This is a genomic window from Microvirga rosea (genome assembly GCF_020595095.1).
GTDB classification, from domain to species: Bacteria; Pseudomonadota; Alphaproteobacteria; order Rhizobiales; family Beijerinckiaceae; genus Microvirga; species Microvirga rosea.
Window position 1 is genome coordinate 612,241 of record NZ_JAJDOP010000001.1, and the last position, 25,380, is coordinate 637,620.

Sequence of the window (25,380 nt, forward strand, 5' to 3'; positions counted from 1 at the left end):
TTCTATTTCCCGGTCAGAACGCGTGAGGCAATGTTGATATACTTGCGTCCCGCTTCCTGAGCGTGCGAGACGGCATCCGTCAGCGTTTCCTCATCGCGGACGCTGGCCAGCTTGATGAGCATGGGCAGATTGATCCCAGCGACCACCTCGACGGAATTTCCGTTCATGCACGACAAGGCCAGGTTCGAGGGGGTACCTCCGAACATGTCGGTCAGAACCACGACCCCCTGACCCGAGTTGACCCGGCAGACGGCGGCCATGATGTCCTTGCGCCGCGTCTCCATATCGTCGTCAGGTCCGATCGTTATCGTTTCGAGTTGCTCTTGGGGCCCCACTACGTGCTCGAGCGCGGCCTTGAACTCCGTCGCGAGTTGCCCGTGGGTGACGAGCACCATGCCAATCATAATGTTACTGGTCCGATCGCTCCGTTGAGCGGAGCCGCTATTTTGTGCACCGCGAAGCTAAGCGCAAGAGCATCGAAGATAAAAACTTCATCACAGTGTCACGACCGCATCGTAGACACCGCTCAGACTGCCTAGAGCGATATCAAGCAAGGGTGCCCTAGTTCGGGCCCGAATGCGACGGAGCAAGACGCCGCAGAGACGGACCCCCGAATCCGTGGCCTCGGGATGGCGCTCCGGCTCCTCCTCGGACAGGTCGATGATCAGCCGAACCACCGCCGCCGCCTCGAACGGTGCCTGGACGATGCCGATCCCGCGGATTTCCCTGTACCCCGCAATAGACGTGACCGGTCTCGCGATCAGGCGGCCATGGAGAGCCTCAAGGCGGGTGCGGTCATCGCTGACGACCCCGGCGAAAAGCCTCTCGGCCCGGGCCTGGCGCACCAGTTCCCGGGCGAGGGTCGACTTTCCCGACCCGGAGGGCCCCCGGATCAGAATACCGGCCTCGCCGATCATGACGCAGCCGGCATGAACGGTTTCCCGAGCCTCCGGCGATCCCGTCATCCCTGGGGGCCCGCCGCCGGAAGACGGATGACGAAGCGGGCGCCGAGCCTTCGGGGTTCGCCCGTCTCATCGGGCGGGCCGAGCCGGTTCTCGGCCCGAATAATCCCCCGATGGGCTTCGATGATCTGCCGTGAGATGGAAAGGCCAAGCCCGGAATTCTGACCGAAACCCTGCTCCGGCCGGTCCGTGTAGAAGCGCTCGAAGATCCGGTCGAAGGCATGAGGCTCGATTCCCGGACCGTCGTCCTCCACGACGATCTCGACATCGGTTTTCCGCCGCCGCAGGAAGATCCGCACCGTGCCGTCCGGCGGGGAAAACGACCGGGCATTGTCGATGAGATTGTTGAAGACCTGCCCGAGCCGGTTGTCGTGTCCCAGAATTAGGAAAGGATGCCGCCCCTGCGCCTCGGCCTTGAGGAGAACGAGCGGATCGCCTTCGCGACGGCGCTCGTTCGCCACCGAGACGACCGCGTTGAGGAGTTTGCCCATGTCGATGGGTTCGGCATCGGCGCGGGCGAGCTCGGCATCGAGCCGGGATGCATCCGAGATGTCGCTGATCAGCCGGTCGAGGCGCTTCACGTCATGCTGGATGATCGACAGGAGCCGCTTCTGCGAATCCTCGCTTCGGGCCAAGGGAAGGGTTTCCACGGCGCTGCGCAGGGATGTGAGCGGATTTTTCAGCTCATGGGCGACATCCGCCGCGAAACTCTCAATGGCGTCGATGCGGTTGTAAAGGGCCCGCGTCATGTCGCGCAGGGCACCGGAGAGGTGCCCGATCTCGTCGGAGCGCTTCGTGAAATCGGGGATTTCCTGCCGGGATTTCGTTCCCCAGCGCACCCTTTCGGCCGCCTCCGCGAGCCGTCGCACGGGACCCGCGATGGCATTGGCCAGGAGCAGGGACAGGACGATCATCACGAGGACCGCCACCAGGAAGACCTGGAGGAGGGCGAAGCGCTCGGAGGCGATGATCCCGTCGATGTCCCCTCCTTGCGTCGACAGGAGCAGGACCCCCTGGACGGCGCGGAAGCGCTGAATCGGAACCGCAACCGACACGATGGTGTCGCCGCGGGCGTTGATGCGCACCTCGGAGGATCTCTGGCCGCCGAAGGCCTGCTGCACCTCCGGAAGGGACTTGCCGTTGCTGGGACCGGGTTCTTCGAACGGGATGCGCTTTTTGCGGACAAAAAGGCCGCGAACCATGTTCCAGCTGCGCTCGATGAAGCTGGTGTCCTCTTCCGCGACCGGCGGCAATTCCTGCCGGAGAATGTCGCCACGGGAATAGAAATTGCGCGAATCGAGCAGGAGCGCGCCTTCGCGATCGAAAATCCGGGCGCGGGTCCGGGTCGGCGTCACCAGGCGGCGCAGGAGAGGCGCCACCCGTTCCGGGTTGATCGAGAATTCGAGGGGAGAATAGCTTTCCTCATTGAAGCGTTCGGTCTGGCCCGCCTGCATTTGCAACAGCTTGTCCGGATCGATGGTGATCGTGTCCGTTTCCACGGTTGCCGAACTGGCGATGGCGCCGGCGATGATCTCCCCTTGCGTCAGCAGGCTGAGAACCCGCGCCTCGATCAGCCCCTGCCGAAACTGATTGAGATACAGGAAGCCGATCAGAAGGGCGAAGAGCCCGCCGAGGTTGAGAACGACGATCCGCCGGGTCAGGCTCGAGGAGGTGCGCTGCCGCAGCCTGTGGGCGACGCCGCGCAGCCGCGCGAGAACGCCGCGCGGAGCGGGGGGATCGTCTGTCATGGCTTCGGCGTCGGTCGGGTCAGCCTTCATGCCTCTCTCAGGGCTATCGGGCGTCAGCCTTCCTTGAAGCGATAGCCGACGCCGTAGAGGGTCTCGATCATTTCGAAGTTGGGGTCAACCGACTTGAACTTCTTGCGCAGCCGCTTGATGTGGCTGTCGATCGTGCGGTCGTCCACATAGACCTGATCGTCGTAGGCCGCATCCATCAGGGCGTTGCGGCTTTTCACCACGCCGGGACGGGTGGCGAGCGCCTGGAGGATGAGGAATTCCGTCACCGTGAGGGTCACCGGCTCACCCTTCCAGGTGCAGGCGTGGCGCTCAGGATCCATCTTGAGCTGGCCACGCTCCAGCGCCTTGGCGTCCGCCTCGCGCGGAGCCGACTGGTCCCGGGGCGCGAAGCGGCGCAGGACCGCCTTCACGCGCTCGACCAGGAGCCTTTGCGAAAAGGGCTTCCGGATAAAGTCGTCGGCGCCCATCTTGAGGCCGAACAGCTCGTCGATCTCCTCGTCCTTCGAGGTCAGGAAGATCACGGGCAGGTCGGACTTCTGACGCAGGCGGCGCAGGAGTTCCATGCCGTCCATGCGCGGCATCTTGATATCGAAGATCGCCAGGTCCGGCGGGGCATGCTTCAGGCCATCCAGGGCGGAAGCGCCGTCGGTATAGGTCTGGATCCGGTACCCCTCCGCCTCCAGGGCGATGGAAACCGAGGTGAGGATGTTGCGATCGTCGTCAACAAGAGCGATCGTTGGCATGAACTCTTCCTTGCTAGAATCGACCGGCGTCAGTGCGTTGCGGGACAACGCCTGAGGCGACGAAACGTGCCGAACTGCGCCTTTCTGATGGCATAAGTAAGGTTTCCCCGGCAAAGTGCCAGTGGTCGGGCGCGGAATGAGGACTTTAAGCACCTCAGCTCAACCGGAGATGAACGGTCATAAGGAGAGCCGGGCGGCAAAAATGGAATGAAATGGAACGCCTCGGTTGACGAGGACGACGCATGGCCTAAACAATTCTCTCTGCCCAGGTTGGAGGAAACTTTATACCGCCTGGGATCTTTAAGAGCCGCCATCAGTAATGGCATCCAGGCCGCATCAGGCGGCTGGCGATCAGGAGAAGTCTTTCGTGGACACTATCGGCGTCTTCAACAGCGCACATGGCACGGAAGCCATCGGCTTCCGCAATCTGAAGCGGGTTTACTGGAATCTCGAGGCCCCAGCCCTCTACGAACAATCCTTGACCCGCGGCGAGACGAAGCTCGTCCAGGGTGGAGCGCTTCTGGCTGAAACCGGCGTCCATACGGGCCGCTCCCCGAAGGACAAGTTCGTGGTGCGCGATGCCGCCACCGAGGACAGCGTGTGGTGGGACAACAACGGCGCCATCACGCCCGAGCAGTTCGATACGCTCCTCAAGGATTTTCTGGCCCATGCGGAAGGCAAGGAGCTGTTCGCGCAGGACCTCTATGGCGGCGCCGATCCGAACTACCGGGTCCGGGCGCGGGTTTTCACGGAATTCGCCTGGCACTCCCTGTTCATCCGCAATCTCCTGATCCGTCCGGAGCGGGGCGAGCTCAAGAGCTACGCGCCGGATCTCACGATCATCGACTTGCCCTCCTTCAAGGCCGATCCCGCCCGCCACGGCTGCCGGACGGAAACGGTGATCGCCTGCGACTTCACCCGTAAGATCGTCCTGATCGGCGGCACGTCGTATGCGGGCGAGATGAAGAAGTCCGTGTTCACCTATCTCAACTACGCGCTGCCCGCTGAGAACGTGATGCCGATGCATTGCTCGGCGAATGTGGGGCATTCCAGCGATGTGGCCGTCTTCTTCGGGCTGTCCGGCACCGGCAAGACGACCCTGTCCGCCGATCCCAACCGCATCCTGCTCGGCGATGACGAGCATGGGTGGGGGCCGAACGGCGTGTTCAACTTCGAGGGCGGCTGCTACGCCAAGACCATCCGCCTGTCCCGTGAGGCGGAGCCGGAGATCTTCGCCACCACCGAGCGCTTCGGCACGGTGCTGGAAAACGTCATCATCGACCCGATCAGCCGTATTCCGGATTTCGACGACGCGTCGAAGACGGAGAACACCCGCTGCGCCTATCCGCTCGACTTCATTCCCAATGCGAGCGCGACGGGCCGGGCCGGGATCCCGAAGAACATCGTCATGCTCACCTGCGATGCCTTCGGTGTGCTGCCGCCCATCGCGAAGCTGACGCCGGCCGAGGCCATGTATCACTTCCTTTCCGGCTATACGGCGAAGGTGGCCGGCACCGAGAAAGGTGTGAAGGATCCGGAGGCCACCTTCTCCACGTGCTTTGGTGCGCCCTTCATGCCGCGCCATCCGTCGGTCTATGGCAACCTGCTGCGTGACCTCATCGCCAAGCACCATGTGGATTGCTGGCTCGTGAACACGGGCTGGACCGGCGGCAAGTACGGCACCGGTCGGCGCATGCCGATCCGGGTCACGCGCCGCCTGCTGACGGCGGCGCTCGACGGTTCCCTGTCCCGCGCCGATTTCCGCCGCGATCCGTATTTCGGCTTTGCGGTGCCGACCTCGGTGCCGGGCGTCGAGCCTCATATCCTTTATCCGGTCAAGACCTGGGCCGACAAAGCGGCCTTCGCCCAGACCGCCAAGCGCCTCGTCGACATGTTCAACGAGAACTTCAAGCGCTTCGAGGACCATGTGGATGCCGATGTAAGGGCAGCGGCGCCGCAGATGTCGATCGCCGCTTAAGTCATGAGGCGGATCATTCTATAAACGGACGGCGGCTTCCAAGCCGCCGTTTTTTGTTGAGATGCACGGATGGATGTTCTGGTTATCGGGGCTGGTGTCGTCGGTCTCGCGATTGCTCGCGCGCTTGCCCTGCGAGGTCACGGCGTGATCGTCGCCGAGGCGACGGGCGGGATCGGGAACGGCGTTTCCTCCCGGAACAGCGAAGTGATCCATGGCGGCATGTATTATCCGGCGGGCTCCCTGCGCGCCCGCCACTGCGTCGCCGGACGCCGGATGCTCTATGCATTCTGCGAGAGCCATGGGGTTCCGTATGCGAAATGCGGCAAGCTCATCGTGGCGACGAACGATCTCGAGCAGGCGAAGATCGAGGGCATCTACGAGCAGGGCATCGCCAATGGGGTCGACGGTCTATCATTCCTGACCGGAGCCGACGCGATGGCTCTCGAACCCAATTTATCCTGCACCGGCGCGGTGCTGTCCCGCGAGACCGGGATCATCGACAGCCATGCCTTCATGCTCGCGCTTCAGGGCGATCTGGAGGATGCCGGCGGCATGGTTGCCTTCCATGCGCCCGTGAAGCGCATCGCGCGGGCCTCCGGCGGATGGTCGGTGCAGACGGGCGGCGACGAGCCCGCCCTTCTTCCGGTCGATGCGGTGATCAATGCGGCCTCCCTTCACGCTCAGGCCATCGCCTACGCGACCGAGGGCTATTCGGAGAGCCGGGTGCCGCCGCTCGTTCTTGCGAAAGGCAATTACTTCGGCTGCCTCGGCAAGCCGGCTTTCCGGCATCTCATCTATCCCGCTCCGGTCGATGGGGGGCTCGGCACCCATGTGACGCTCGATCTTGCCGGACGCATGCGGTTCGGCCCCGATGTGGAGTGGATCGAGCGGGAGGATTATGAGGTCGATCCGCGCCGGGCCGAGAGCTTTTATGCCTCCATCCGTCGCTACTGGCCCGGCCTTGCCGATGGAGCGCTGGTGCCGGACTATGCGGGCGTGCGTCCCAAGCTGACCGGTCCGGGCCAAAAGCCGGCTGATTTCATCATCGATGGGCCGCAGGAGCACGGTCTGCCGGGTCTCGTGCATCTTTTCGGTATCGAAAGCCCCGGTCTGACATCGAGCCTGTCGATCGCCGACGACGTGGCGGCGCGGTTGAGCAATTGACCTCCTCCGTCATTCCGGGGCGCCGCAGGCGAGCCCGGAACCCATACACGCTGAGGGTGACGAAAGAGAACGCGACGGATGCCATGGCTCCTGATCCGGGAGCGTGAGCGGCTCTGGGTTCCGGGCTCTCGCGTTCGCTCGCCCCGGAATGACGGTGGCGCGGCTCTCCCTAATGCCGGAAGAACAGCAGCGTCACGATGATGAATGTCGGGATGAGGATCAGTCCCGACCAGACCAGATAACCGAAGAAGCTCGGCATCCCGACGCCCTTGTCGCGGGCAATGGCATAGACCATGAAGTTCGGCGCATTGCCGATATAGGAGTTGGCGCCCATGAACACGGCGCCTGCCGAAACGGCAGCGAGGGTCTGCGCGCCCGCGGTCATGAGATGCTGCGGGTCGCCTCCCGCGAGCTCGAAGAAGACCAGGTAGGTCGGAGCGTTGTCGAGGAAGGACGAGAGGCCCCCGGTCAGCCAGAAATACGCGGCATTGTTGGGACTCCCGTCCGGGTTCGACACCAGCGCCACCAGCGGTGCGAAGGGGCCGTCCGAGCCTGCCTTGAGCATGGCGAGCACGGGGATGATCGCCACGAAGATTCCGGCAAAGAGCTTGGCGACTTCCTTGATCGGGCCCCAAGAGAAACCGTTCTCCTCCCGGTTAGCCTTTGGCGTGAGGGCAAGAGAGACGAACGTGACCGCGATCATCACGAGGTCCCGCGCCGCATTGGCGGTTTCGATCTCCGTCCCCAGAATGCTGAAGCGACCGAGGTCGAAGGTGGCACTGAACAGAATGGCCGCGATGATCACGAGGATCAGGACGAAGTTGATTCCGCCCGTCACGCGAACGGGTTGATCCGGCGTGGGATCAGGGCGAATGCGGCCTTCCTTTCGGTAGAGATACGCGTCGAAGATAAAGAAGACGACGAGCAGCAGCAGGCTGGCGAACAGGGTCTCCGGAAAGAGATGGGTCGTCGTCCAGAAGAAATCGACGCCACGAAGGAAGCCGAGGAAGAGCGGCGGATCGCCGAGCGGCGTCAGGGAGCCGCCGATATTCGACACGAGAAAGATGAAGAACACCACCACGTGGGCGTTGTGGACCCGGTCGTCGTTCGCTCGGAGAACCGGGCGGATCATCACCATGGAAGCGCCTGTCGTACCGATGAAGCTCGCCAGCACGGTTCCAATGGCGAGGAGCGCCGTGTTCGTCACCGGGGCCCCATGGATGTTGCCCCGGATGAGAATGCCGCCCGCCACGGTGAAAAGGGCGAGCAGGAGAAGGATGAAGGGGATGTATTCGAGAAGCGCCGTATGGGCCAGGGCCTGGAGCGCTGTGCCGGGACCGATCAGGAGCGCCATCGGCCCGAGCACGAGCAGGCTCCACAGAGCGGCGATCTTGCCCTGGTGGTGTTCCCAGGTGTGCGCAGCCAGCAAGGGAAACAGGGCGATCGATAAAAGAATGCCCCCGAAGGGAAGCGCCCAGAGAAGGCTTAAGCTTCGTCCGTCGAGTTCCGCCGCGAAGGCGGCGTTCGGCGAAAGGATCAATCCGGTCAAGAGCGCCGGGCCCAAGGCACGAAGCATGCAAATCCCCCTTGTCGCCAGTTTGGCTGGCGTTTTCATGATGGCGCAAGATTTAGGGGATTGCGGGTGACCGGGCAACGCCTCAGTGTTAACCGGCTATTCACCTTAAGTGAGAGACCATACAACAAGGTTTCACGAAGAGTGCCGCAGCACCTGGGGACTTGAGACGCTTATGTGCCGCTTCCTTGCCTATCGGGGAGAGCCGATCTTCCTGACCGATCTCGTCTGCGCGCCGGCGCATTCCCTGGTTCATCAGTCGCTTCATGCGGTTGAAGCCAAGACCGAGACCAATGGCGACGGGTTCGGGATCGGCTGGTATGGCGAGCGCCCCGAGCCTGGATTGTACCGGGAAGTCAGGCCTGCTTGGTCCGACGAGAATCTGAGAAGCCTTTGCGATCAGGTGCGTTCTGGATTGTTCTTCGCCCATGTGCGGGCCTCCACCGGAACTTCCACCACCCGCGCCAATTGCCATCCCTTCGCTCACGGGCGCTATCTCTTCATGCACAATGGTCAGATCGGCGGTTATGGGCGGATCAAGCGTCGCCTCGAGGCGCTGATCCCCGACGAGTTGTACGACAAGCGGCTCGGCACCACGGATTCGGAGGCCATCTTTTTGCTTGCCCTGGCCCATGGATTGACCGACGAGCCGGTCTCGGCCATGGCGCGAACCTTGAAGCGGGTGCGGGGCCTGATGGAGGAGGCGGGGATCACGGAGCCGTTGAAATTCACCGCGGCCGTGACCGACGGCGAAAGCCTCTGGGCCTATCGCTGGTCGTGCGACGGCCAGCCGCCCACGCTCTATTTCCGCGAAAGCGCCGGCAATCTGCTGGTGGTGTCGGAACCCATCGACGACAAGGCCATGGGGTGGCGCGAAGTGCCCAAGGGCTGCAGCCTCGTGGCCCGGAGCGGCCGCGAGGTCGCAGTCCAATGTCTCAACGAGGCGATGGGCCGCCTGGCGGCCTGATCTCTTCGCGTGGCATTCCTCACGCGGCGTCGCGGGTCAGATCCGATGCGATGAGGGGCAGAAGAGCGCCGCGAAGGGCCTCCATCTGGAGTTCGGTCTCGGAGTGAGAGCTGATGGCTTCCGATCCGGCCGACATTTTCAGGCGCGCGATCTCGGCGGTCAGGCGGGCGTTCTCCGCCATCAGCTCCGCGAGCTTGTCCTCCATCTGGCGGGCCCGGGCCAACGCCGCGTCGCGCTCGGCTTCACGTAGGCTCACACGGTCACGCCAAAGGCGGGTCGCAATAGTCTCGGATTCGTCGCTCATCGGATACTCCACGCACACATTGCAGACGGTCCAGGCCCGAAATCTCGTCCACAAACACGCTGCGGGGCGACATTGCGCATGGGATTCTTAAGGCATCGTTGCCGGCCGGGCCGCCCAGCCCTATCCGTCCAGTTCCGGATAGTGACGGAAGATCCCCTCCTGGTTGAAGGGAATGCGTCGCTCGCTGTTCAGATAGGCGCGAATTCGCGGCCGGACGGCGACGGCCTTATGCAAGGCTGCGACCCGTGGAAACCGACCGAGCGCGCGCTTCATTGCCTGAGGAAAGGCATAGGACAATCCCTCGACGACCTGAAAAAGGGACAGGTCCGCGTAGGTCACAGTCGCGCCCACCAGATGGGCATCGCCGGCCGGATTACGGGCGAGGACCGTCTCGAACCAGCCCAGGAATTTCGGAATCCGCTCCTTGCGAAAGTCCTCGGCACGCCGCAGCGCCTCGTTCTTCTGGTCCTCATAATACAGGCTGACGGCGATGGGATGATGCGTGTCGTGCGCCTCCGCCACGAGATCCGCGATGGTAAGCTGGATCTGCTGCGTCCAGAGGCCTCCTGTGGGATCTTTGGGAGCCAGTCCCAGACGGGCTCCGAGATAAAGCAGGATCGCCGCCGTCTGGCCGATCACGAGGTCTCCATCCTTCAGGAAGGGAGGCGCGAAAGACGGATGCGTCGTGTTTTCCATCATCCGCATCATCGCCGACATGCCACCCTCGTGGCGGGCGACGTCCACGTAATCCGCTCCAGCGTCCTCAAGCGCCAGCCGCACGAACTCGCCGCGCCCCTGAATTCCAGGCCAGTAATAGAGTTCATACGGCATCGGGCATGCTCCTGTCGAAGTCCGCTCGTCCGCATAACCTAGGGAGCCACTCGCCTCTGGCCAGATCCTCCTAGGACCGGTCCAGAGGCTTGAGATCTTCCTGAAGGGATTTGATGACCTCGGTCATTGTCTCGAAGAAGGCCTGACGGTCCGGGACCGAGAGGGACCGGAGCGCGATGTCGTTGACGGACTGAGCCGCTTCTGTTGCCGGGCCCTGAAGAGCCCGGGCTTTCCGCGTGAGGTGAATGCATTGTGAGCGACCGTCGACCGGGTGCGGCTTGCGCAGCACCAGACCATCGCGTTCCATGCGGTTGAGCGTATTGGCGATCGTCGCCTGCTCGACATCGAGGCGCTCGACAAGTTGCTTTTGCGTCAAGCCTTCCTCGGCCCACAGCTGCAGGAGAAGAGGAAACTGACCGGTGGTGAGGCCAAGCGGCTGAATCCGCTGTGTCAGCGCCTCGGCAAACAGGCGCGCCATGTGGTTGACCACGTATCCGGCCGATGTGTCTTTGTCGAAGGTCATCGTGTCTCCTGATCAGGAGGTCGATTGTGGGGTTGCATAGCACGCTATACAAGTATATATAGCATGCTATATGAAAGGAGATGCTCTCATGAGACCCCTCGACGCCATCGTACCGACCCTTCTGCTCGCCACCTCCCTCGCCAACGCCGCTTGGGCGCAGGATTCCATGCCTGAAGACTCCCATATCAGTTTCGCCGAGCAGCTCCGGCTTGCCCCGGAAGGATCGGTCGTTCTTCTCAACACCTTCGCCGTTCCGACCGAACAGGCAGAGGCCTTTCGCCAGGGATGGGCAAAAGTCGCCGAAATTCTCCGTCGCCAGCCGGGATTTGTCTCGACGATGCTGCACAAGCCCATCGGTGGGTCGCGTCTTTGGGTAAATCAGGCTGTCTGGGAAAGCGCGGCCTCGCTCGCCGCCGCCCTTGCGACAGCTGAATTCAAGTCCGTGGCCGCTCAAATGAGTCACGTCGGCTTCCGGCGGATCTATCAGATCGACACGAAACTCGATCCAGTACGGTGACAGGGAGCCGCCTCATGTCCTTGAAAAGCACCAGCGCTCGCTATGGAGCGGTCGCCCTCGGCCTTCATTGGGCTTGCGCAGCCTTGATCCTCACGATGATCCCTCTTGGGTTCATGATGCAGTCCGCGACGGAAGGCCTGCGGGTCGGACTCTATAGGACGCACATCCTTGTCGGAATGCTGATCGGATTGCTGACCATGGCCCGGCTCGTCTGGTGGATCGCGGTCGACAGACAACCGGAACCCATCGGTGTAGCGACGATGCAGCATCGCCTCGCCCAAGGTGTCCACATTGCCTTCTATATCCTGATTGCGCTCCTCACGATCAGCGGAATCCGCATGACGGTCGCCAGCGGCCTTGGGATCATGCTGGTCACGGGCGACACCATGCTGTTTCCGGTGCGTCTCGATATCCTGCCGCCCCGCGTCGCGCACGGCGTGATGGTCCGAATCCTGATCGCTCTCCTTGCGGCTCACATCATGGGGGCTCTTTATCATCACTATATGCGGCGGGACGGAACCTTGGATCGTATGCTGCCTCGACTCGACCGATAGATGGCTCCCGGTTTTCTCCGTAACAGGCGGACCATAATTCCTGACAGGCGCAAAGCCATTTTATCACGAGGATACGAGGTCGAACGTGCCGACCTTGGCTTCCCGCACTGTCATGCCTTCGCATTGACGGTCCAGATCGTCGTAAACGGTTGCGGCAGACTGCTTGAACTTGATGAACGCATCGCGTGTCGTCCAGCGATCAATGGTCAGATACCGGTCCGGGATCAATTCGTCCCGTACCAGCTCCGTGCCGACATAGCCGGCTGCCTCCCGGAACAGGAGGGCCCAATCGCCATCGGGCCCATAAGCCTTCTCAAAGGTTGCACGATGAGAATTCGAAACGACAAACTCCCAGATGATGACGTGCATTCCGACGCGTCTCCTTCGTCGCCGTTTTCCTGCGAAAAGACAGGGAGGCACCTTAAAGAACGAAGCACAAAAAGTCAGGGCGCCCCGAAGGGCGCCCTGAGGGCATGAATATCGATCAGGTTGATCGTCAGATCACGAAGAAATCCTTATAGGTCATCTTCAGGCCCTGCGACAGCGTTGCAACAACATAGGCCTTGTGAGACCCGATGCCATCGTCGTCGTAATAAAGGACGCCCTTCTTGTTGTCGTAGATAAGACGATCATCCTTGTCGTGCGCCTTGGTTCCAACATGGAACATCTTGCTGGATAGCTGGGCCGGCTTATTGATCGTGCCTTTCGAGCCGACCTTGAAGTACTTGTTTTCCAGGTAAATGGAGTCGTCCTTCACACTGAAATCGACGATTTTGTCGGTATTGCGTGCCGTCTTCGGATTGGTATCGAACACGAAGATATCCCGGCCGGTGCCGCCGGTGAGGCGATCAGCACCGAGCCCGCCATGGAGCCGGTCATTCCCGCCATATCCGTTCAGGACGTCGTTGCCGGCGCCGCCATAAATAATATTGGGGCCGTCATTGCCGTTGAGGATATTGTTGCCGGCATTGCCTGTCAGAGTGATCGCGGCACTGCCGGATCCCGTGATGTTTTCGATGCCGACCAACTTGTTGAGGTCGTAGTTGATCGTAACGACCACCGTGTCCACGTCGCCGCTTCCACTGTCGTGTACGAAGTCGCTAGCGTTGTCGACATAGTAGGTGTCGTTACCGGCGCCGCCATCCATATCGTCGGCTCCGCCGCCGCCATTCATGACATCGTCGCCGCCGCCGCCGACCAGCGTGTTGTTGTTGCCGTTGCCGACGAGATTGTTGCTCAGGCCGTTCCCGGTCAGAGTGATCGCGTCCGGGCCGGTCGCAATCATGTTTTCCACATAGGCTTCGAGGACATGGGAAACAGAGGTGTTGATCGTATCGACGCCTCCATCCGCAGCACTGCTTTCCTGAACCGCGTCGCCGGCTTGGCTGACGACGAAGGTGTCGCTGCCCGCTCCACCAATCATCACGTCATTGTCTGTGCCGCCATCGAGGTAATCGTTGCCGGCTCCGCCGTCGAGCCTGTTGGTTCCGGCAGCACCGACTAGATGATCACCGAAGGCCGAACCGTTGATGTTCTCGAAGTTCTTATAGGTATCGCTGGCCGCATCGCCCGCCGACCCGCTCTGGCCCTCGGCCTCGTTGGCGAGATTGACGGCAACGCCGGCGGATGCGCCCTTGAAGGTAAGGGTATCGATACCCTCTCCGCCATCAAGCGAGTCGCCCGTATACTCAGATGGAGCATAAATGTCGTTGTGGCTGGTGCCGTTCACAGTCACCTTGCCCGTGCGGGCGTCAACGATAGTCGAGGAGATGATGCTTGGCGCAATGCCGTCCGTGATTGCCGGGTCATGCCATGATATGGAGAGACGCCCGTCTGCCATTTCGGAGATGACGGGAGTCGTTTGAGAGCCGTGGCTGTCGATCGTCGCACGATTATTCACCTTCATCGGATTGCCGGCTGCGCCGTCCGCGCCAATGACGCGAACGAAGACGTCGCCGTCATCCGTCCCGTCTTTGGCGATATAGGCAACTGCAAACCCACCGTCCTTTAAGGCGGTGACACTGGCGCAGTCGAAGTCGGAGTTCGGCTTCGCGCCCGCGACGGTGACGACGATGTCCTGGTTGTCCTGATCCTTGAGCGGATTGCCCGATGAATCATAAAGGTGAGCTTCAATTCCCGCAGCGCCTTTCTCGGTGATGATGGCGAACGTCCCGTTCGGCTGCCCGGTTTCAGGATCATTCAGGGCTACGACATCCGCGGAGGTCGCGCCGGTAATAGCTGTGGGCTTCACGGTGCTGGCGCCGTCATTGACGATCGCAAGCGACACAGCGGTGCCATTCTTCCAGGTCACAACATGCTTTGTGTTGCCGAGCCAGGCTACATCCGGGTTGCCGACCGAGGATCCTTCGGCAATGTCGACAGCGGTACCAAATTGGACGAGACGGATTGACGTCTTACCGGCAACCTTCTCGACATACGCCGTCGCCCAGGCATTCTGAGAGCCATCGGCGCTGATCTCGGCATCGTCGTAGACTGCGGTATCCGTCAGCGTGACTGCGTTGCTGTCGTCGCTGCCGTCGAATGTAAACTTTTGCGACTTTATGGTTCTCCCGGTGACCGGATTTTTCTCCGACCATTGAATCACAAAGCCGCCATCGGGATCATAAGAGTAAACATCGGAAAATTCCTGGTCGAGGGTCGACGCCTCGACGAAACGAATATCACCGTCCGCCGTCCCCTCGCCGTCATAAAGCTGGTAAGCGATCTGCTTGTTCTGACGCCAGGTCACCACATAGCCACCCGTGGCGAGCATCGTGACGCTGTCGCGTCCGACAGTGGTATCAGTGTCGATGGTATTCTCAGTGCCCCAAATTTTGAAAGTCATCTCTAGGATCTCCGGGAGGTCGAATGAAGGGAAAAGCGAGTGACTTGGTGCACTCGGCATGGGCGTGAAGAGCGGCAATGTCCAAGTGGCCGATATTCAAAATGATGCTAAGTATTCCTTTTGGAAACACGAAGGATTTTGCATCGCTTCACAAGCAACAGAAGCTACGGAACCATCAGTCAAATCTGGATAGGCTATAAAGTCGGCCCTAAAGGCTCACAACTCTCTGTTCAGGGAGGTAGGGTGACTGCGGCACATTACGTAGCGGCAGATACGTGACTGCCTTTTCTCGGATTTTTCGTGCTATAGAACGAAAATAACCGCAGCGTCTGCTTTCAGCGCCTGACAAAGCGCAAGACGCCATGTGCGCCAGGACACGGTTGCGCCGATGTCTTGCGGCGAGCGGGACGGCCGAACTTGGTCCCGTGCGTCTTCGCGCTCAAGATCAGGCGGATAATATCGAACGGCGCAAGTTCACATTCCTGCCGTTGGGTCAACGATGGTGACGCGCGTCCCTCAATGAGCCTCGTCCCAGTTCTGCGCGGCACGGGCTTCGACGGCGAGGGGAACCTTCAAGGTCACCGCCGGGAAGGGGGCCTCCGTCATGACCCGGGAGATCACCGGCAAGGTTGCGTCGATCTCGTCATCGGGGGCTTCGAACACCAGTTCGTCGTGGACCTGCAGCAGCATGCGCGCGGACAGGCGCTCGGCCTTGAGCGCATCCTCCATGCGGATCATGGCGCGGCGGATGATGTCGGCGGCGGTTCCCTGAATGGGCGCGTTGATCGCCTGCCGCTCCACGGCCGCGCGCTCGGAGGGGTTGCCGGACTTGATCTGCGGGTAATGGCAGACCCGTCCGAACAATGTCGTCACATAACCCTTCTCGCGGGTCGTTTTCTTGATGTCGTCCATATAGGCCCGGATGCCCGGGAAACGCTCGAAGTACTGCTTGATGAAGGCTGCCGCGTCCGCATTGGGGATGCCGAGGCGCACGGCGAGGCCGAAGGCGGAGATGCCGTAGATGATGCCGAAATTGATGGTCTTCGCCTGCCGGCGCAGATCCGACGTCATCTGGTCGAGGGGCACACCGAACATCGCCGAAGCCGTGGCGGCATGGATGTCCTGTCCCTTGGCGAAGGCTTCCTGCAACTGCGGGATGTCGGCCATGTGCGCCAGGATGCGCAGTTCGATCTGGCTGTAATCCGCCGAGATGATCTTGGAGCCTTCCGGCGCCACGAAAGCCTTGCGGATCTTGCGTCCCGCCTCCGTGCGGATTGGAATGTTCTGAAGGTTCGGTTCCGAGGACGACAGGCGCCCCGTCGTGGTCGAGGCGAGCGAGAAGGAGGTGTGCACCCGTTTGGTCTCGGGGTGCATATGCTCCTGCAGCGTATCCGTATAGGTGGATTTCAGCTTGGCGAGCTGACGCCATTCGAGGATCTTCTCGGGCAGCACGTGGCCCGCCTGGGCCAGTTCATCGAGCAGGGTCGCCGGGGTCGCCCATTGTCCCGAGGGCGTCTTCTTTGCGCCCGGCAATCCCATCTTGCCGAACAGGATGTCGCCGATCTGCTTTGGAGAGCCCAACGCGAATTTCTCACCGGCGATCTCGTGAATCTCGTCTTCGAGACGGGCGAGGCTCTGGGCGAAGTCGCCCGACAGGCGGCTGAGAATCTGCCGGTCCACCGCAATCCCGCGCATCTCCATGCGGGCAATCACGTCGACCAGGGGGCGCTCCAGGGTCTCGTAGACGGTGGACCGATGCTCCGCTGCGAGACGCGGCTTCAGCATCTGCCACAGGCGCAGGGTCACATCGGCGTCTTCCGCCGCATAGGCCGTGGCCTTGTCGATTTCCACCCGGTCGAAGCTCACCTTGTTGCGGCCCGTGCCGGCCACATCCGTGAAGCTGATGGGCGAATGGCCGAGATGGCGGCGTGAAAGCTCGTCCATGCCATGCGGGCCCTTGCCCGCGTCGAGCACGTAGGAGATCAGCATCGTATCGTCGAACGGTCGCAGATCGATGCCGTAGCGTTTGAACACCACCCAGTCGTATTTCAGGTTCTGGCCGATCTTGAGAACGGACGGATCCTCCAGCACGGGCTTGATGGCTGCGATCGCATCGTTGAGGGGAATCTGACCTGGGACGAGGCCGCCGCCGAAAAGGTCGGAATCGTTCCGGTGCTGCAGCGGCACATAGGCTGCCTTACCCGGCTCGAGCGCGAGCGAGAAACCCACGAGGTCCGCGAGATTGGCATCGAGCGCGCTCGTTTCCGTGTCGACGGCCAGAAAACCCTGGCTCTGTGCCTGCTCCATCCATTCCTTCAGTCGGTCGAGGCTCGTGACGGTCTCATAAGCATTGACGTCGATTGCCTGCGAGGAAGCCTCCGTCGCGCGCCTGCCGGCGAGCTGTGACGGAGTGCCAAGCCCGTCGACGGGTTTGCGCAGAGCGCTCGTTTCGGGAAGATCCAGCCCGGCAAAGGGATCGACGTCGCCAGACCCACCGCCTGCAAAGGGCACCTCGTTCTGTCCCGCCACGGGGCCGCCGCTGCGCTGCCAGGTGATTGCTTCGCCGCCCGGCATCAGGCGAGGGTCGGGCTCGATCTGCGTGGGGTCCACATCGTAGAGTTCGGCGACCCGGCGGGTCAGGGTGCTGAACTCCATGGCCTTCAGAAAGCCGATCAGTGCCTTCGGATCGGGCTCCGGCAACCGTAGCGCATCAAGCGCCACCGGAAGCGGGGCTTCGCAATCCAGCATCACCAGCTTCTTGGAGAGGCGTGCCGCCTCGGCATTGTTGATCAGGGTCTCGCGCCGCTTGGGCTGCTTGATCTCCTGGGCGCGCTCCAGAAGCGTTTCGAGGTCGCCGTATTCCTTGATGAGCTGCGCGGCCGTCTTGAGGCCGATGCCCGGGACGCCCGGCACATTGTCCGAGGTGTCTCCCATGAGCGCCAGCACGTCGCCGATCTTCTCGGGCGGAATGCCTTCCCACTTCTCGGTGACGGCGGCAACGTCGAGATTTCGCTCGGGGCGATAACCCGGCTTGCCCTTCTGGCCCGATTCGAAGTCATAAAACAGCACGAGCGGGTCGACGAGCTGCATCAGGTCCTTGTCGGAAGAGACGATCAGCACGTTGGCGCCCCGGGCCTTGGCCTCCTGGGTGTAGGTAGCGATCAGATCGTCCGCTTCGTATCTCGCCTGCTCGATGGGCTCGAGGCCGAAGGCCCGGATGGCCTCGCGCATGAGAGGCATCTGCACCTTCAGATCCTCGGGTGCATCCGGTCGATGGCCTTTGTAATCCTCGTAGAGTTCCTTCCGGAAGGACCCTTCCGATTTGTCGAGTACGATGGCCAGGTGCGTCGGCATGAACCCGGCCGCCCCGTCGCGCACGAATTGGAGAAGCTTCGAGACGAAAAGACGAACCGCCCCCGTTGGCATCCCGTCCGAGATGCGACTGTTGTACTTCGAGTCCTGGTTCATGGACTGGAAGTAGGCCCGGAAGATGAAGGACGAGCCGTCGACGAGAAACACGTGATCGCCGGCGGTAACGGGACGGGAGGAAGCCATTGGGTCTCGAAGGTGAAGGTCTCTTGTGAGAGAGAAATAAGGGCTTTGCGACCCGAAAGCTACGGCTCCGTCACTCGAGCGGCGTTTTCTTGCACCTTCCGGTGAACGGGTGGCCGGAGGGGCCACCCGAGCAGGATCAGGCCCCCAGCGCGGCAATGAGGTCCTGGGTCGATCGTACCCGTGCCACGCGCGGTAGGGTATTGCGCACGGCAAACTCATGCAGGTCGGGCCCGATGCTGCTCGATGCGTCATGAGCGACGAGCGTCCCATAGTTGAGCTGCCAGGCGTCCCGCGCCGTCGATTCGACTCCGAAATTCGTCATCAGGCCACCGATGATGACGGTCTCAACGCCCCGTCGGCGGAGCTGAAGATCGAGCTCGGTGCCGAAGAACGCGCTCCACTGTCGCTTCGTCACGACGATATCCGGTCGGAGCGCCGAGATCTCCGGCGGAAAGGTGCTCCAGTCTTCAGGCAATCCTCCGTCTGGAAGGATCATCGGGACGTCGGTCATGCCCCGAGGTCGATCGGCATAGCCTTCGGAGAACGTCACGCGCACCAGAGCCAGGACGCCGCCCGCCCGAGCCAGGCTTGTGGCAAGGGAGGCGGCGTTGGCGATGACCTGCTCCCGGGAATGAGGCGTCAAGGGCTGGGCGAGGGTGCCGTTTTGCACGTCGATGAGAATCAGGGCCGTGCTGTGGGGATCGAGCTTCAGCATGAGAGAGCTTTCCGGTATCGAAGGAGGAGAGAGCCTATCCCGGGCAGTTAAACATGAGGATAGGCTCATGTATTGGATATATGAGGATGTCCTCACAAAAAGCAAGCGAGAAGGTGGATCCAGGGGTGCGGGCGCCCCAGCGTCGCCGCGGCCGGGAACGGGTGGCCGCGCTTTTGAAGGCGGGCGAGGAGGTCTTCGCGGAAAAAGGCTTCGACGCCGCCACCATGACCGAAATCGCCGCCCGGGCCGGAGCCTCCATCGGCTCGCTCTATCAATTCTTTCCAACGAAGGAGCTGCTTGCCGATTCGCTTCAGAGTGCGAACGGGGAGGCGTTGTCCCAGATGCTGGGCGCCTTGGGGGACGTGGTGCGGGGTTTGAGCCCCGCGGAACTGGTTGACCGCCTGTTCCAGGACCTTGCCGGTTTTCTCGTGGCTCATCCGTCCTTCGTGGTCCTGTCCGACCGGCCTGCCGGCGACAAGGCTCAGAAAGCGGAGCGCCGGCAACGCATGCGCGGCCAGATTGCGACACTCCTCATGGCGATGGACCCACCTTTGCCATCCGGACGTGCTCAACGGTTGGCGGTGATCGTGCTTCACCTGATGCGGGTTTCGGTCGCCATCAGCGGCGAGGCCGAGCTTCCGGTTCGCGACGATGTCCTGCGCGATCTACGGGCGATGCTGGTTCGTCAGATCGAAGACGGGGCGTGATGGATTCTAGGCGGCCCTGAGCCGGGCGAGGTCCTGATCGAGTTCGCGCAGGGCCTGCATGACGACCCCCTCGGTCAGAAGATCCATGGAGGATTCGACCACCTGGATGGTCGTCAGGGAACGGAGGGCCGGAATGGTCTGATGTTCCAAAGCCGCTTCGAAGGAGGGGCTCAGGAGATCCATGGCACGCGTGCCGGGACCGCAAATCACGATATGATCCGGCTCGAGGGTCTGGATCAGGATGCTGGCGGCATCGCCCAAAACCTCACCCGCTTCCCGGAACAGGTGGAGCAAGGCCGTATCGCCCGCGCGGGCCTGGGCCACGAGGGCGCCCATGGCGTCCTCGGATGGGATCAGAATCGTCGGTGCCGGACGGTGGTCGATGAGCTGGGCATCGCGGTGGAGCGCATAATCGGCCAGGAAGGCCTCGATGCAGCCGCGCCCGCCGCAACGGCATTGGGGCCCGCTGCGCCGCAGGCGCACATGGCCGAACTCGCTGCCGCCCGATCGCGCTCCACGGTAAAGCTCGCCTTGAACGAGAAATCCGAGGCCGACACCGTCTCCGATCATCAGGCAGGCCGTCCGGCCGACGCGCAAGGCCGGATCGCGCTGGGCAATGGCGAAGGCCATCGCGCTTGCGTCGTTTTCGATCAGTACGGGCTTCCCGAGCCGCTGCCCCAGCCCTTCGGCAAGGGGCAGGTCACGGGTGCCGAGAACCGGGCTCCACGCGACAATCCCTTCTTTCGTATCCACATAGCCCTGGCAGGCGAGACCAACGGCTTTGACGTCCGGTGCGCCGGAATCTCTCGCGAAGGCCGTGATGGTTTCCGACAGCACGTCCATCAGCGCATCGGCCTCAAGATTGCGCAGGGGCCGCTCCACATGGCGGCTCGCCCGGTTGCGCCCGGCACTGTCCACGAGGCGAAGCTCGATCCGGTTGAACCCGGTCCATACCCCGATCACGAAACCCAGGCTGTCGGCAAAGAACAGGCGCACCTTCGGGCGCCCGCGGATCAGGCCGGAAAGGGCCTCGCTGCCTTCCTCGGTCACCAGGACGCCTTCATCCAGCAGGCTTGCCGTCAGTTCGGAAACGCTGGCCGGGCTCATGCCCAGATGATGGCCGATTTCGACCCGGGCAAGCGGTCCTTCCCGGCGCAGCGTATCGAGCAGGCGGCGGCGGGCGACTTCGCGGGGACTGAGGGAGCTACCGGACATGCAATCATATTTGTTCGTTTGTCGAATAAAACAATTCAAAAAGAGCACCCGTTCGACCAAATGATAAGCTCTTTCCCGCTTGAAAGCCTCCCTGGTCAGGATATTTATTTCCCTGCTCGAACAATACACGTGGCGAGCATGCGCGTGGAAGGCCGCCTCCAGAGACCGGAGGGGCGCCCCGCCATGACAATGAGGGCGTTGCGGGGACCGCTGCCCCAGGAGGGAATTTCATGTTGTCCAAGAAGCATCTACTCGTCAGCCTTGCGGCTCTCGCGCTATCGGCGAATGCCGCCTTCGCCCAGGGCAAAGGCCCGGTGGTCGGCGTAAGCTGGTCGAACTTCCAGGAAGAGCGCTGGAAGACCGACGAAGCCGCGATCAAGGCGGCGGTTGAAAAAGCCGGCGGCACCTATGTGTCCGCCGATGCGCAGTCGTCACCCGCCAAGCAGCTGACGGATATTGAAAGCCTGATCGCTCGCGGCGCAAAGGCGCTGATCGTCCTGGCGCAGGATTCAGACGCCATCCGCCCGGCCGTCGAGAAAGCGGTTGCCGAGGGAATTCCGGTGGTCGGCTACGACCGCCTCATCGAGATTCCCCAAGCCTTCTACCTGACCTTCGACAATGTCGAGGTCGGTCGCCTGCAGGCCCGCGAAGTTCTGAAGGTCAAGCCGGAAGGCAACTACGTCTTCATCAAGGGCTCCGGTGCCGACCCGAACGCCAACTTCCTGTTCCAGGGCGCGATGGAAGTGCTCAAGCCTGGCATCGATTCCGGCAAGATCAAGAATGTCGGCGAAGCTTATACGGATGGCTGGCTTCCAGCGAATGCGCAGCGGAACATGGAACAGTTCCTGACCAAGAACAACAACAAGGTCGATGCGGTCGTCGCCGCCAACGACGGCACGGCGGGCGGCGCCATCGCGGCTCTGGCCGCGCAGGGGCTGGCAGGCTCCGTGCCGGTTTCGGGCCAGGATGCGGACAAGGCCGCTCTCAACCGCGTCGCGCTCGGGACCCAGACCGTCTCCGTCTTCAAGGATGCCCGTGAACTCGGCCGCAACGCGGCGGAAATCGCCCTGCAGCTTGCCGGCGGCAAGAAGCTGAACGAGGTCCAGGGCTCCATGTCATGGAATCTCGGGCCGAAGAAGCAGAACATGACGGCGATCTTCCTCAAGCCCGTGGCGATCACGAAGGACAATCTCGACGTGGTCATCAATGCGGGCTGGGTGACGAAGGACGTGGTGTGCCAGGGCGTGAAGCCCGGATCCGTCAAGGTCTGTAACTGATCTAATCCATCATTCCGGGCCGCCGGCAGGCGAGACCGGAACCCATGACGCGCTGATCCTGTCCAGGGTGATGCCGCGTGAGCCGGGCGTTCCGAGAACGGCCACGGCAATGGGTTTCCCGTCTCCGCCTCGCGGGCCCGGAATGATTTTTCCATGAAGCGAGCGATGTCATGACAGCACCCGCCACCACGACTGCTCCACCCCAGAGTTCCTCGTCGGAGGGATCTCTCCTGTCGAAGCTCGAAATCGATGTCCGCATGCTGGGCATGCTCGGAGCGCTCGCGGTCATCTGGATCGGGTTCGACATTCTCTCGGGCGGACTTTTTCTCACGCCGCGCAACCTTTGGAACCTTTCTGTCCAAACGGCCTCCATCGCGGTCATGTCGACCGGCATGGTGCTGATCATCGTCACGCGCAACATCGATCTCTCGGTCGGCGCCATCCTTGGCCTTGTCGGGATGATCGTCGGCGTGGTTCAGGTGCAATGGCTCCCCGGATGGCTGGGTTTCGAGCATTGGCTGACCGCGCCGATCGCCGTGCTGATCGCCATTGCGGTCGGCGGAGCCATCGGGCTCTTTCAGGGTTGGCTCATCGCCTATCTGGGCATTCCGTCCTTCATCGTGACCTTGGGCGGCCTTCTCGTCTGGCGGGGCGCCGCCTGGTGGGTGACCGCGGGACAGACCATCGCGCCCATGGATACCCGCTTCAAGGCTTTCGGCGGCGGTGTCGAGGGGGCGCTCGGCGCGAACGCGACCTGGGTGATCGCCGCCATTGCCTGCGGGTTGATCGTCGTGGCGCTCGGCTTTGCGCGCCGTCGGCGGATCCGTTTCGGTTTTCCGGTCCGTCCGGGCTGGGCGGATGCGGTGATCGCCGTGCTGGCCTGCGGCGCCGTGCTGGGTGCGGCCGTCATCGCCAATTCCTATCCGCTGCCGGCCGGAACTGCGCGGCGATGGGCGGAAGCCAACGGCATCGCCTGGCCGGAAGGCGGGCTGATCATTCCCCATGGCGTCGCATTGCCGGTTCTGATCGCGGTCGTGGTCGGACTGTTCATGACGTTTCTCGCCAAGCGGCGGCGTTTCGGGCGCTATGTATTCGCCATCGGCGGCAATCCGGAGGCGGCGGAGCTGTCGGGCATCAACACGCGCTGGACCTTGATGAAAGTGTTCGGCCTCATGGGTCTCCTATGCGGGATCTCCGCCTGCATCTCCACCGCGCGGCTCAACGCAGCCACCAATGCGGCCGGGACTCTCGATGAGCTCTATGTCATTGCATCTGCGGTGATCGGCGGAACATCGCTCGCCGGCGGCATCGGCACCATCGCGGGTGCCATGCTCGGCGCCCTCGTGATGCAGTCCCTGCAATCGGGCATGGTGTTGCTGGGAGTGGATACGCCGCTGCAGAACATCGTCGTCGGCGCGGTTCTGGTGCTGGCCGTCTGGGTCGACAGCCTTTATCGCCGGCGCATCAAGTAAGGGAGCGCATCATGCCAAACACTGACACGGCCCCTCTCGTCGAGATGCGCAACATTTCCATCGCCTTCGGCGGCATCAAGGCCGTTGACGGCGTCTCGGTCGATCTCCGTCCCGGCGAGGTGGTGGGGTTGCTTGGCCACAACGGAGCCGGGAAATCGACGCTGATCAAGATTCTGTCCGGTGCCTACAGGCCCGATGCGGGCGAGATCTATGTGAACGGACAACACGCCGATATCGGCTCTCCGCGCGACGCCAAGCGTTACGGGATCGAGACGATCTATCAGACCTTGGCCCTTGCCGATAACATCGATGCCGCCGGAAACATCTTCCTCGGCCGTGAGGTCCTGACGCCCTACGGCACTTTGGACGATGCGACGATGGAGGCGGAAACCCGCAAGGTAATGTCGCGCCTGAACCCGCATTTCCGGCGGTTCAAGGAGCCCGTAAAGGCCCTGTCCGGCGGACAGCGGCAATCCGTGGCCATCGCCCGTGCCATCTACTTCAATGCACGTGTCCTGATCATGGACGAGCCGACCGCCGCCCTCGGTCCCGCCGAGACGCAGCAGGTGGCGGATCTCGTGCTTCAGCTGAAGAAGGAAGGAATCGGCATCTTCCTTATCAGTCACGATATCCACGACGTGTTCGGCCTTGCGGATCGTGTGAGCGTGATGAAGAACGGCAAGCTCGTCGGCACCGCGAGCGTTTCCGACGTGACCCAGGACGAGGTGCTCGGGATGATCATTCTCGGCAAATGTCCGGCGGGCGCGACGCCGGGGCCTGGAGCGAGCTGAGCACCGTGAACATGTCGGGCGAGAAAAGAAGCCGAGCCCGAAAGCCGACCTGTTGACGGCGGCGCATGCTCGCCTTCACCCTGATCCCGGTCACAGCCCAACGATCATTCCAGATCGGGAGAACCCGGCCGAACGGGGGATGATCCCGAAACGTTTTCTTGAAAAAGGTTCAATTCATGACCCAGACCGTCTACGGTTCCTTGAAGAACAAGACCGTCCTTATCACCGGCGGCGCCAGCGGCATCGGCGAGAGCATCGCAACGGCGTTCCATGCCCAAGGATCCAAGGTCGCGGTTCTGGACTACGATGCCGAAGCCGGGCAGGCGCTCGCCAGGCGCATGGGCGAGCGGGTCCATTTCGAGCATAGCGACGTGCGCGACATCCCGGCTCTTCAGGCAGCGATCCGGCGCGCGAGCGAGGCCCTGGGGCCGATCACGGTCCTTATTAACAATGCGGCGCGGGACGACCGGCATACGATCGATCAGGTGACGCCGGAATACTGGCGCGAGCGCTTTGCCACCAATCTGGATCACCAATTCTTCGCGACACAGGCCGTTCTGCCCGACATGGAAAAGGCCGGCGGCGGCTCGGTCATCAACATGGGCTCGACGAGCTATCTCGTCAGCGATGATTCCTTCGCGGCCTACAAGACGGCGAAATCCGCCGTGGTCGGTCTCACCCGCGCCCTGGCGCGGGAACTCGGGCCGAAGAACGTCCGCGTCAACTCCATCGTACCGGGCTGGATCATGACCCAGCGCCAGATCGACCTCTGGCTCACGCCGGAAGGCGAACAGGAACTCCTGAGGCGCCAGTGCGTGAAGCGCAAGCTCGTGCCCGAGGATATCGCGAAGGTGGCTCTCTTCCTGGCCTCGGAAGACGCCGACGCCATCACGGCGCAAAGCTACCTTGTGGATGGCGGATGGGTGTAGC

Annotated in this window: 23 protein-coding genes; 10 read left to right on the forward strand and 13 right to left on the reverse strand. The window is 62.3% G+C overall.

What is annotated here, in order from left to right; all coding sequences use genetic code 11:
• Positions 1–2: 2 nt before the first annotated feature.
• From LJD17_RS02920 to LJD17_RS02935, 4 genes are all read right to left on the reverse strand, one after another.
• Positions 3–404 carry a PTS sugar transporter subunit IIA gene (locus LJD17_RS02920; RefSeq protein WP_227382584.1) on the reverse strand — a complete coding sequence of 134 codons (402 nt, stop codon included), beginning with the start codon at positions 402–404 and terminating at the stop codon, positions 3–5.
• A gap of 90 nt (positions 405–494) precedes the next feature.
• Positions 495–965, reverse strand: a complete 471-nt coding sequence (locus LJD17_RS02925; RefSeq protein ID WP_227382586.1) for an HPr kinase/phosphorylase — start codon at positions 963–965, stop codon at positions 495–497.
• On the reverse strand, positions 962–2,740 hold the full coding sequence (locus LJD17_RS02930; RefSeq protein ID WP_227382588.1) for a sensor histidine kinase: 1,779 nt from the start codon (positions 2,738–2,740) through the stop codon (positions 962–964). Before LJD17_RS02930 ends, LJD17_RS02925 begins: the two co-directional genes overlap by 4 nt.
• 23 nt (positions 2,741–2,763) lie before the next feature.
• Positions 2,764–3,462: a response regulator transcription factor gene (locus LJD17_RS02935; RefSeq protein WP_224313989.1), complete on the reverse strand. Its 699-nt coding sequence runs from the start codon at positions 3,460–3,462 to the stop codon at positions 2,764–2,766.
• A 367-nt stretch (positions 3,463–3,829) separates the two neighbouring features.
• On the opposite strand from LJD17_RS02935, the gene LJD17_RS02940 reads away from it, so the two are divergent.
• Together LJD17_RS02940 and LJD17_RS02945 are read left to right on the forward strand one after the other, a co-directional pair.
• Positions 3,830–5,440 carry a phosphoenolpyruvate carboxykinase gene (locus LJD17_RS02940; protein ID WP_227382591.1) on the forward strand — a complete coding sequence of 537 codons (1,611 nt, stop codon included), beginning with the start codon at positions 3,830–3,832 and terminating at the stop codon, positions 5,438–5,440.
• 69 nt (positions 5,441–5,509) lie between these two features.
• Positions 5,510–6,604, forward strand: coding sequence for an NAD(P)/FAD-dependent oxidoreductase (locus tag LJD17_RS02945; protein WP_227382592.1), 1,095 nt, complete (start codon positions 5,510–5,512; stop codon positions 6,602–6,604).
• Between the two features lie 169 nt (positions 6,605–6,773).
• On the opposite strand, the gene LJD17_RS02950 is transcribed toward LJD17_RS02945, so the two are convergent.
• Positions 6,774–8,180 (reverse strand): sodium:proton antiporter, encoded by a 1,407-nt coding sequence (locus tag LJD17_RS02950; protein ID WP_227382594.1) that lies wholly within the window; start codon positions 8,178–8,180, stop codon positions 6,774–6,776.
• 172 nt (positions 8,181–8,352) lie between these two features.
• On the opposite strand from LJD17_RS02950, the gene LJD17_RS02955 reads away from it, so the two are divergent.
• The gene (locus tag LJD17_RS02955) at positions 8,353–9,144 is read left to right on the forward strand and encodes a class II glutamine amidotransferase (protein ID WP_227382596.1); all 792 of its coding nucleotides are present in this window, start codon (positions 8,353–8,355) and stop codon (positions 9,142–9,144) included.
• Between the two features lie 19 nt (positions 9,145–9,163).
• Here the strand turns inward: LJD17_RS02955 and LJD17_RS02960 are convergent, their stop codons facing one another.
• The 3 genes from LJD17_RS02960 to LJD17_RS02970 all read right to left on the reverse strand — a co-directional run bounded on the left by LJD17_RS02960 (position 9,164) and on the right by LJD17_RS02970 (position 10,802).
• The gene (locus tag LJD17_RS02960) at positions 9,164–9,448 is read right to left on the reverse strand and encodes a hypothetical protein (RefSeq protein ID WP_227382599.1); all 285 of its coding nucleotides are present in this window, start codon (positions 9,446–9,448) and stop codon (positions 9,164–9,166) included.
• 120 nt (positions 9,449–9,568) lie between these two features.
• Positions 9,569–10,279: a glutathione S-transferase gene (locus LJD17_RS02965; protein WP_227382601.1), complete on the reverse strand. Its 711-nt coding sequence runs from the start codon at positions 10,277–10,279 to the stop codon at positions 9,569–9,571.
• 70 nt (positions 10,280–10,349) lie between these two features.
• The gene (locus LJD17_RS02970) at positions 10,350–10,802 is read right to left on the reverse strand and encodes a MarR family winged helix-turn-helix transcriptional regulator (RefSeq protein WP_227382603.1); all 453 of its coding nucleotides are present in this window, start codon (positions 10,800–10,802) and stop codon (positions 10,350–10,352) included.
• An 88-nt stretch (positions 10,803–10,890) separates the two neighbouring features.
• On the opposite strand from LJD17_RS02970, the gene LJD17_RS02975 reads away from it, so the two are divergent.
• Entirely contained in the window at positions 10,891–11,319 is a 429-nt protein-coding gene (locus LJD17_RS02975) for an antibiotic biosynthesis monooxygenase family protein (RefSeq protein ID WP_227382605.1), read from the forward strand.
• Between the two features lie 14 nt (positions 11,320–11,333).
• Positions 11,334–11,873, forward strand: a complete 540-nt coding sequence (locus LJD17_RS02980) for a cytochrome b (protein ID WP_227382607.1) — start codon at positions 11,334–11,336, stop codon at positions 11,871–11,873.
• A gap of 63 nt (positions 11,874–11,936) precedes the next feature.
• Here the strand turns inward: LJD17_RS02980 and LJD17_RS02985 are convergent, their stop codons facing one another.
• The 4 genes from LJD17_RS02985 to LJD17_RS03000 all read right to left on the reverse strand — a co-directional run bounded on the left by LJD17_RS02985 (position 11,937) and on the right by LJD17_RS03000 (position 18,988).
• Complete coding sequence (locus LJD17_RS02985; RefSeq protein WP_227382609.1) at positions 11,937–12,242, reverse strand: antibiotic biosynthesis monooxygenase family protein; 306 nt, start codon at positions 12,240–12,242, stop codon at positions 11,937–11,939.
• 127 nt (positions 12,243–12,369) lie between these two features.
• Complete coding sequence (locus tag LJD17_RS02990) at positions 12,370–14,718, reverse strand: calcium-binding protein (RefSeq protein ID WP_227382612.1); 2,349 nt, start codon at positions 14,716–14,718, stop codon at positions 12,370–12,372.
• Between the two features lie 516 nt (positions 14,719–15,234).
• Positions 15,235–18,273, reverse strand: a complete 3,039-nt coding sequence (polA, locus tag LJD17_RS02995) for a DNA polymerase I (protein ID WP_227382614.1) — start codon at positions 18,271–18,273, stop codon at positions 15,235–15,237.
• Between the two features lie 136 nt (positions 18,274–18,409).
• The gene (locus LJD17_RS03000; protein ID WP_227382615.1) at positions 18,410–18,988 is read right to left on the reverse strand and encodes a hydrolase; all 579 of its coding nucleotides are present in this window, start codon (positions 18,986–18,988) and stop codon (positions 18,410–18,412) included.
• Between the two features lie 86 nt (positions 18,989–19,074).
• On the opposite strand from LJD17_RS03000, the gene LJD17_RS03005 reads away from it, so the two are divergent.
• Positions 19,075–19,695 (forward strand): TetR/AcrR family transcriptional regulator, encoded by a 621-nt coding sequence (locus LJD17_RS03005; RefSeq protein ID WP_227382617.1) that lies wholly within the window; start codon positions 19,075–19,077, stop codon positions 19,693–19,695.
• Between the two features lie 6 nt (positions 19,696–19,701).
• On the opposite strand, the gene LJD17_RS03010 is transcribed toward LJD17_RS03005, so the two are convergent.
• A complete protein-coding gene (locus LJD17_RS03010; protein WP_227382620.1) occupies positions 19,702–20,910 on the reverse strand; it encodes an ROK family protein in 1,209 nt (402 codons plus the stop codon).
• A gap of 230 nt (positions 20,911–21,140) precedes the next feature.
• Between LJD17_RS03010 and xylF the strand changes: the two genes are divergently transcribed.
• The 4 genes from xylF (at position 21,141) to LJD17_RS03030 (ending at position 25,379) form a co-directional block, all read left to right on the forward strand.
• Positions 21,141–22,187 carry a D-xylose ABC transporter substrate-binding protein gene (xylF, locus tag LJD17_RS03015; RefSeq protein ID WP_227382621.1) on the forward strand — a complete coding sequence of 349 codons (1,047 nt, stop codon included), beginning with the start codon at positions 21,141–21,143 and terminating at the stop codon, positions 22,185–22,187.
• A gap of 170 nt (positions 22,188–22,357) precedes the next feature.
• Positions 22,358–23,659 carry a sugar ABC transporter permease gene (locus tag LJD17_RS03020; RefSeq protein WP_227382622.1) on the forward strand — a complete coding sequence of 434 codons (1,302 nt, stop codon included), beginning with the start codon at positions 22,358–22,360 and terminating at the stop codon, positions 23,657–23,659.
• 11 nt (positions 23,660–23,670) lie between these two features.
• Complete coding sequence (locus tag LJD17_RS03025) at positions 23,671–24,450, forward strand: ATP-binding cassette domain-containing protein (RefSeq protein WP_227382623.1); 780 nt, start codon at positions 23,671–23,673, stop codon at positions 24,448–24,450.
• 176 nt (positions 24,451–24,626) lie between these two features.
• Positions 24,627–25,379 (forward strand): SDR family NAD(P)-dependent oxidoreductase, encoded by a 753-nt coding sequence (locus tag LJD17_RS03030; protein ID WP_227382626.1) that lies wholly within the window; start codon positions 24,627–24,629, stop codon positions 25,377–25,379.
• Position 25,380: the final 1 nt, after the last annotated feature.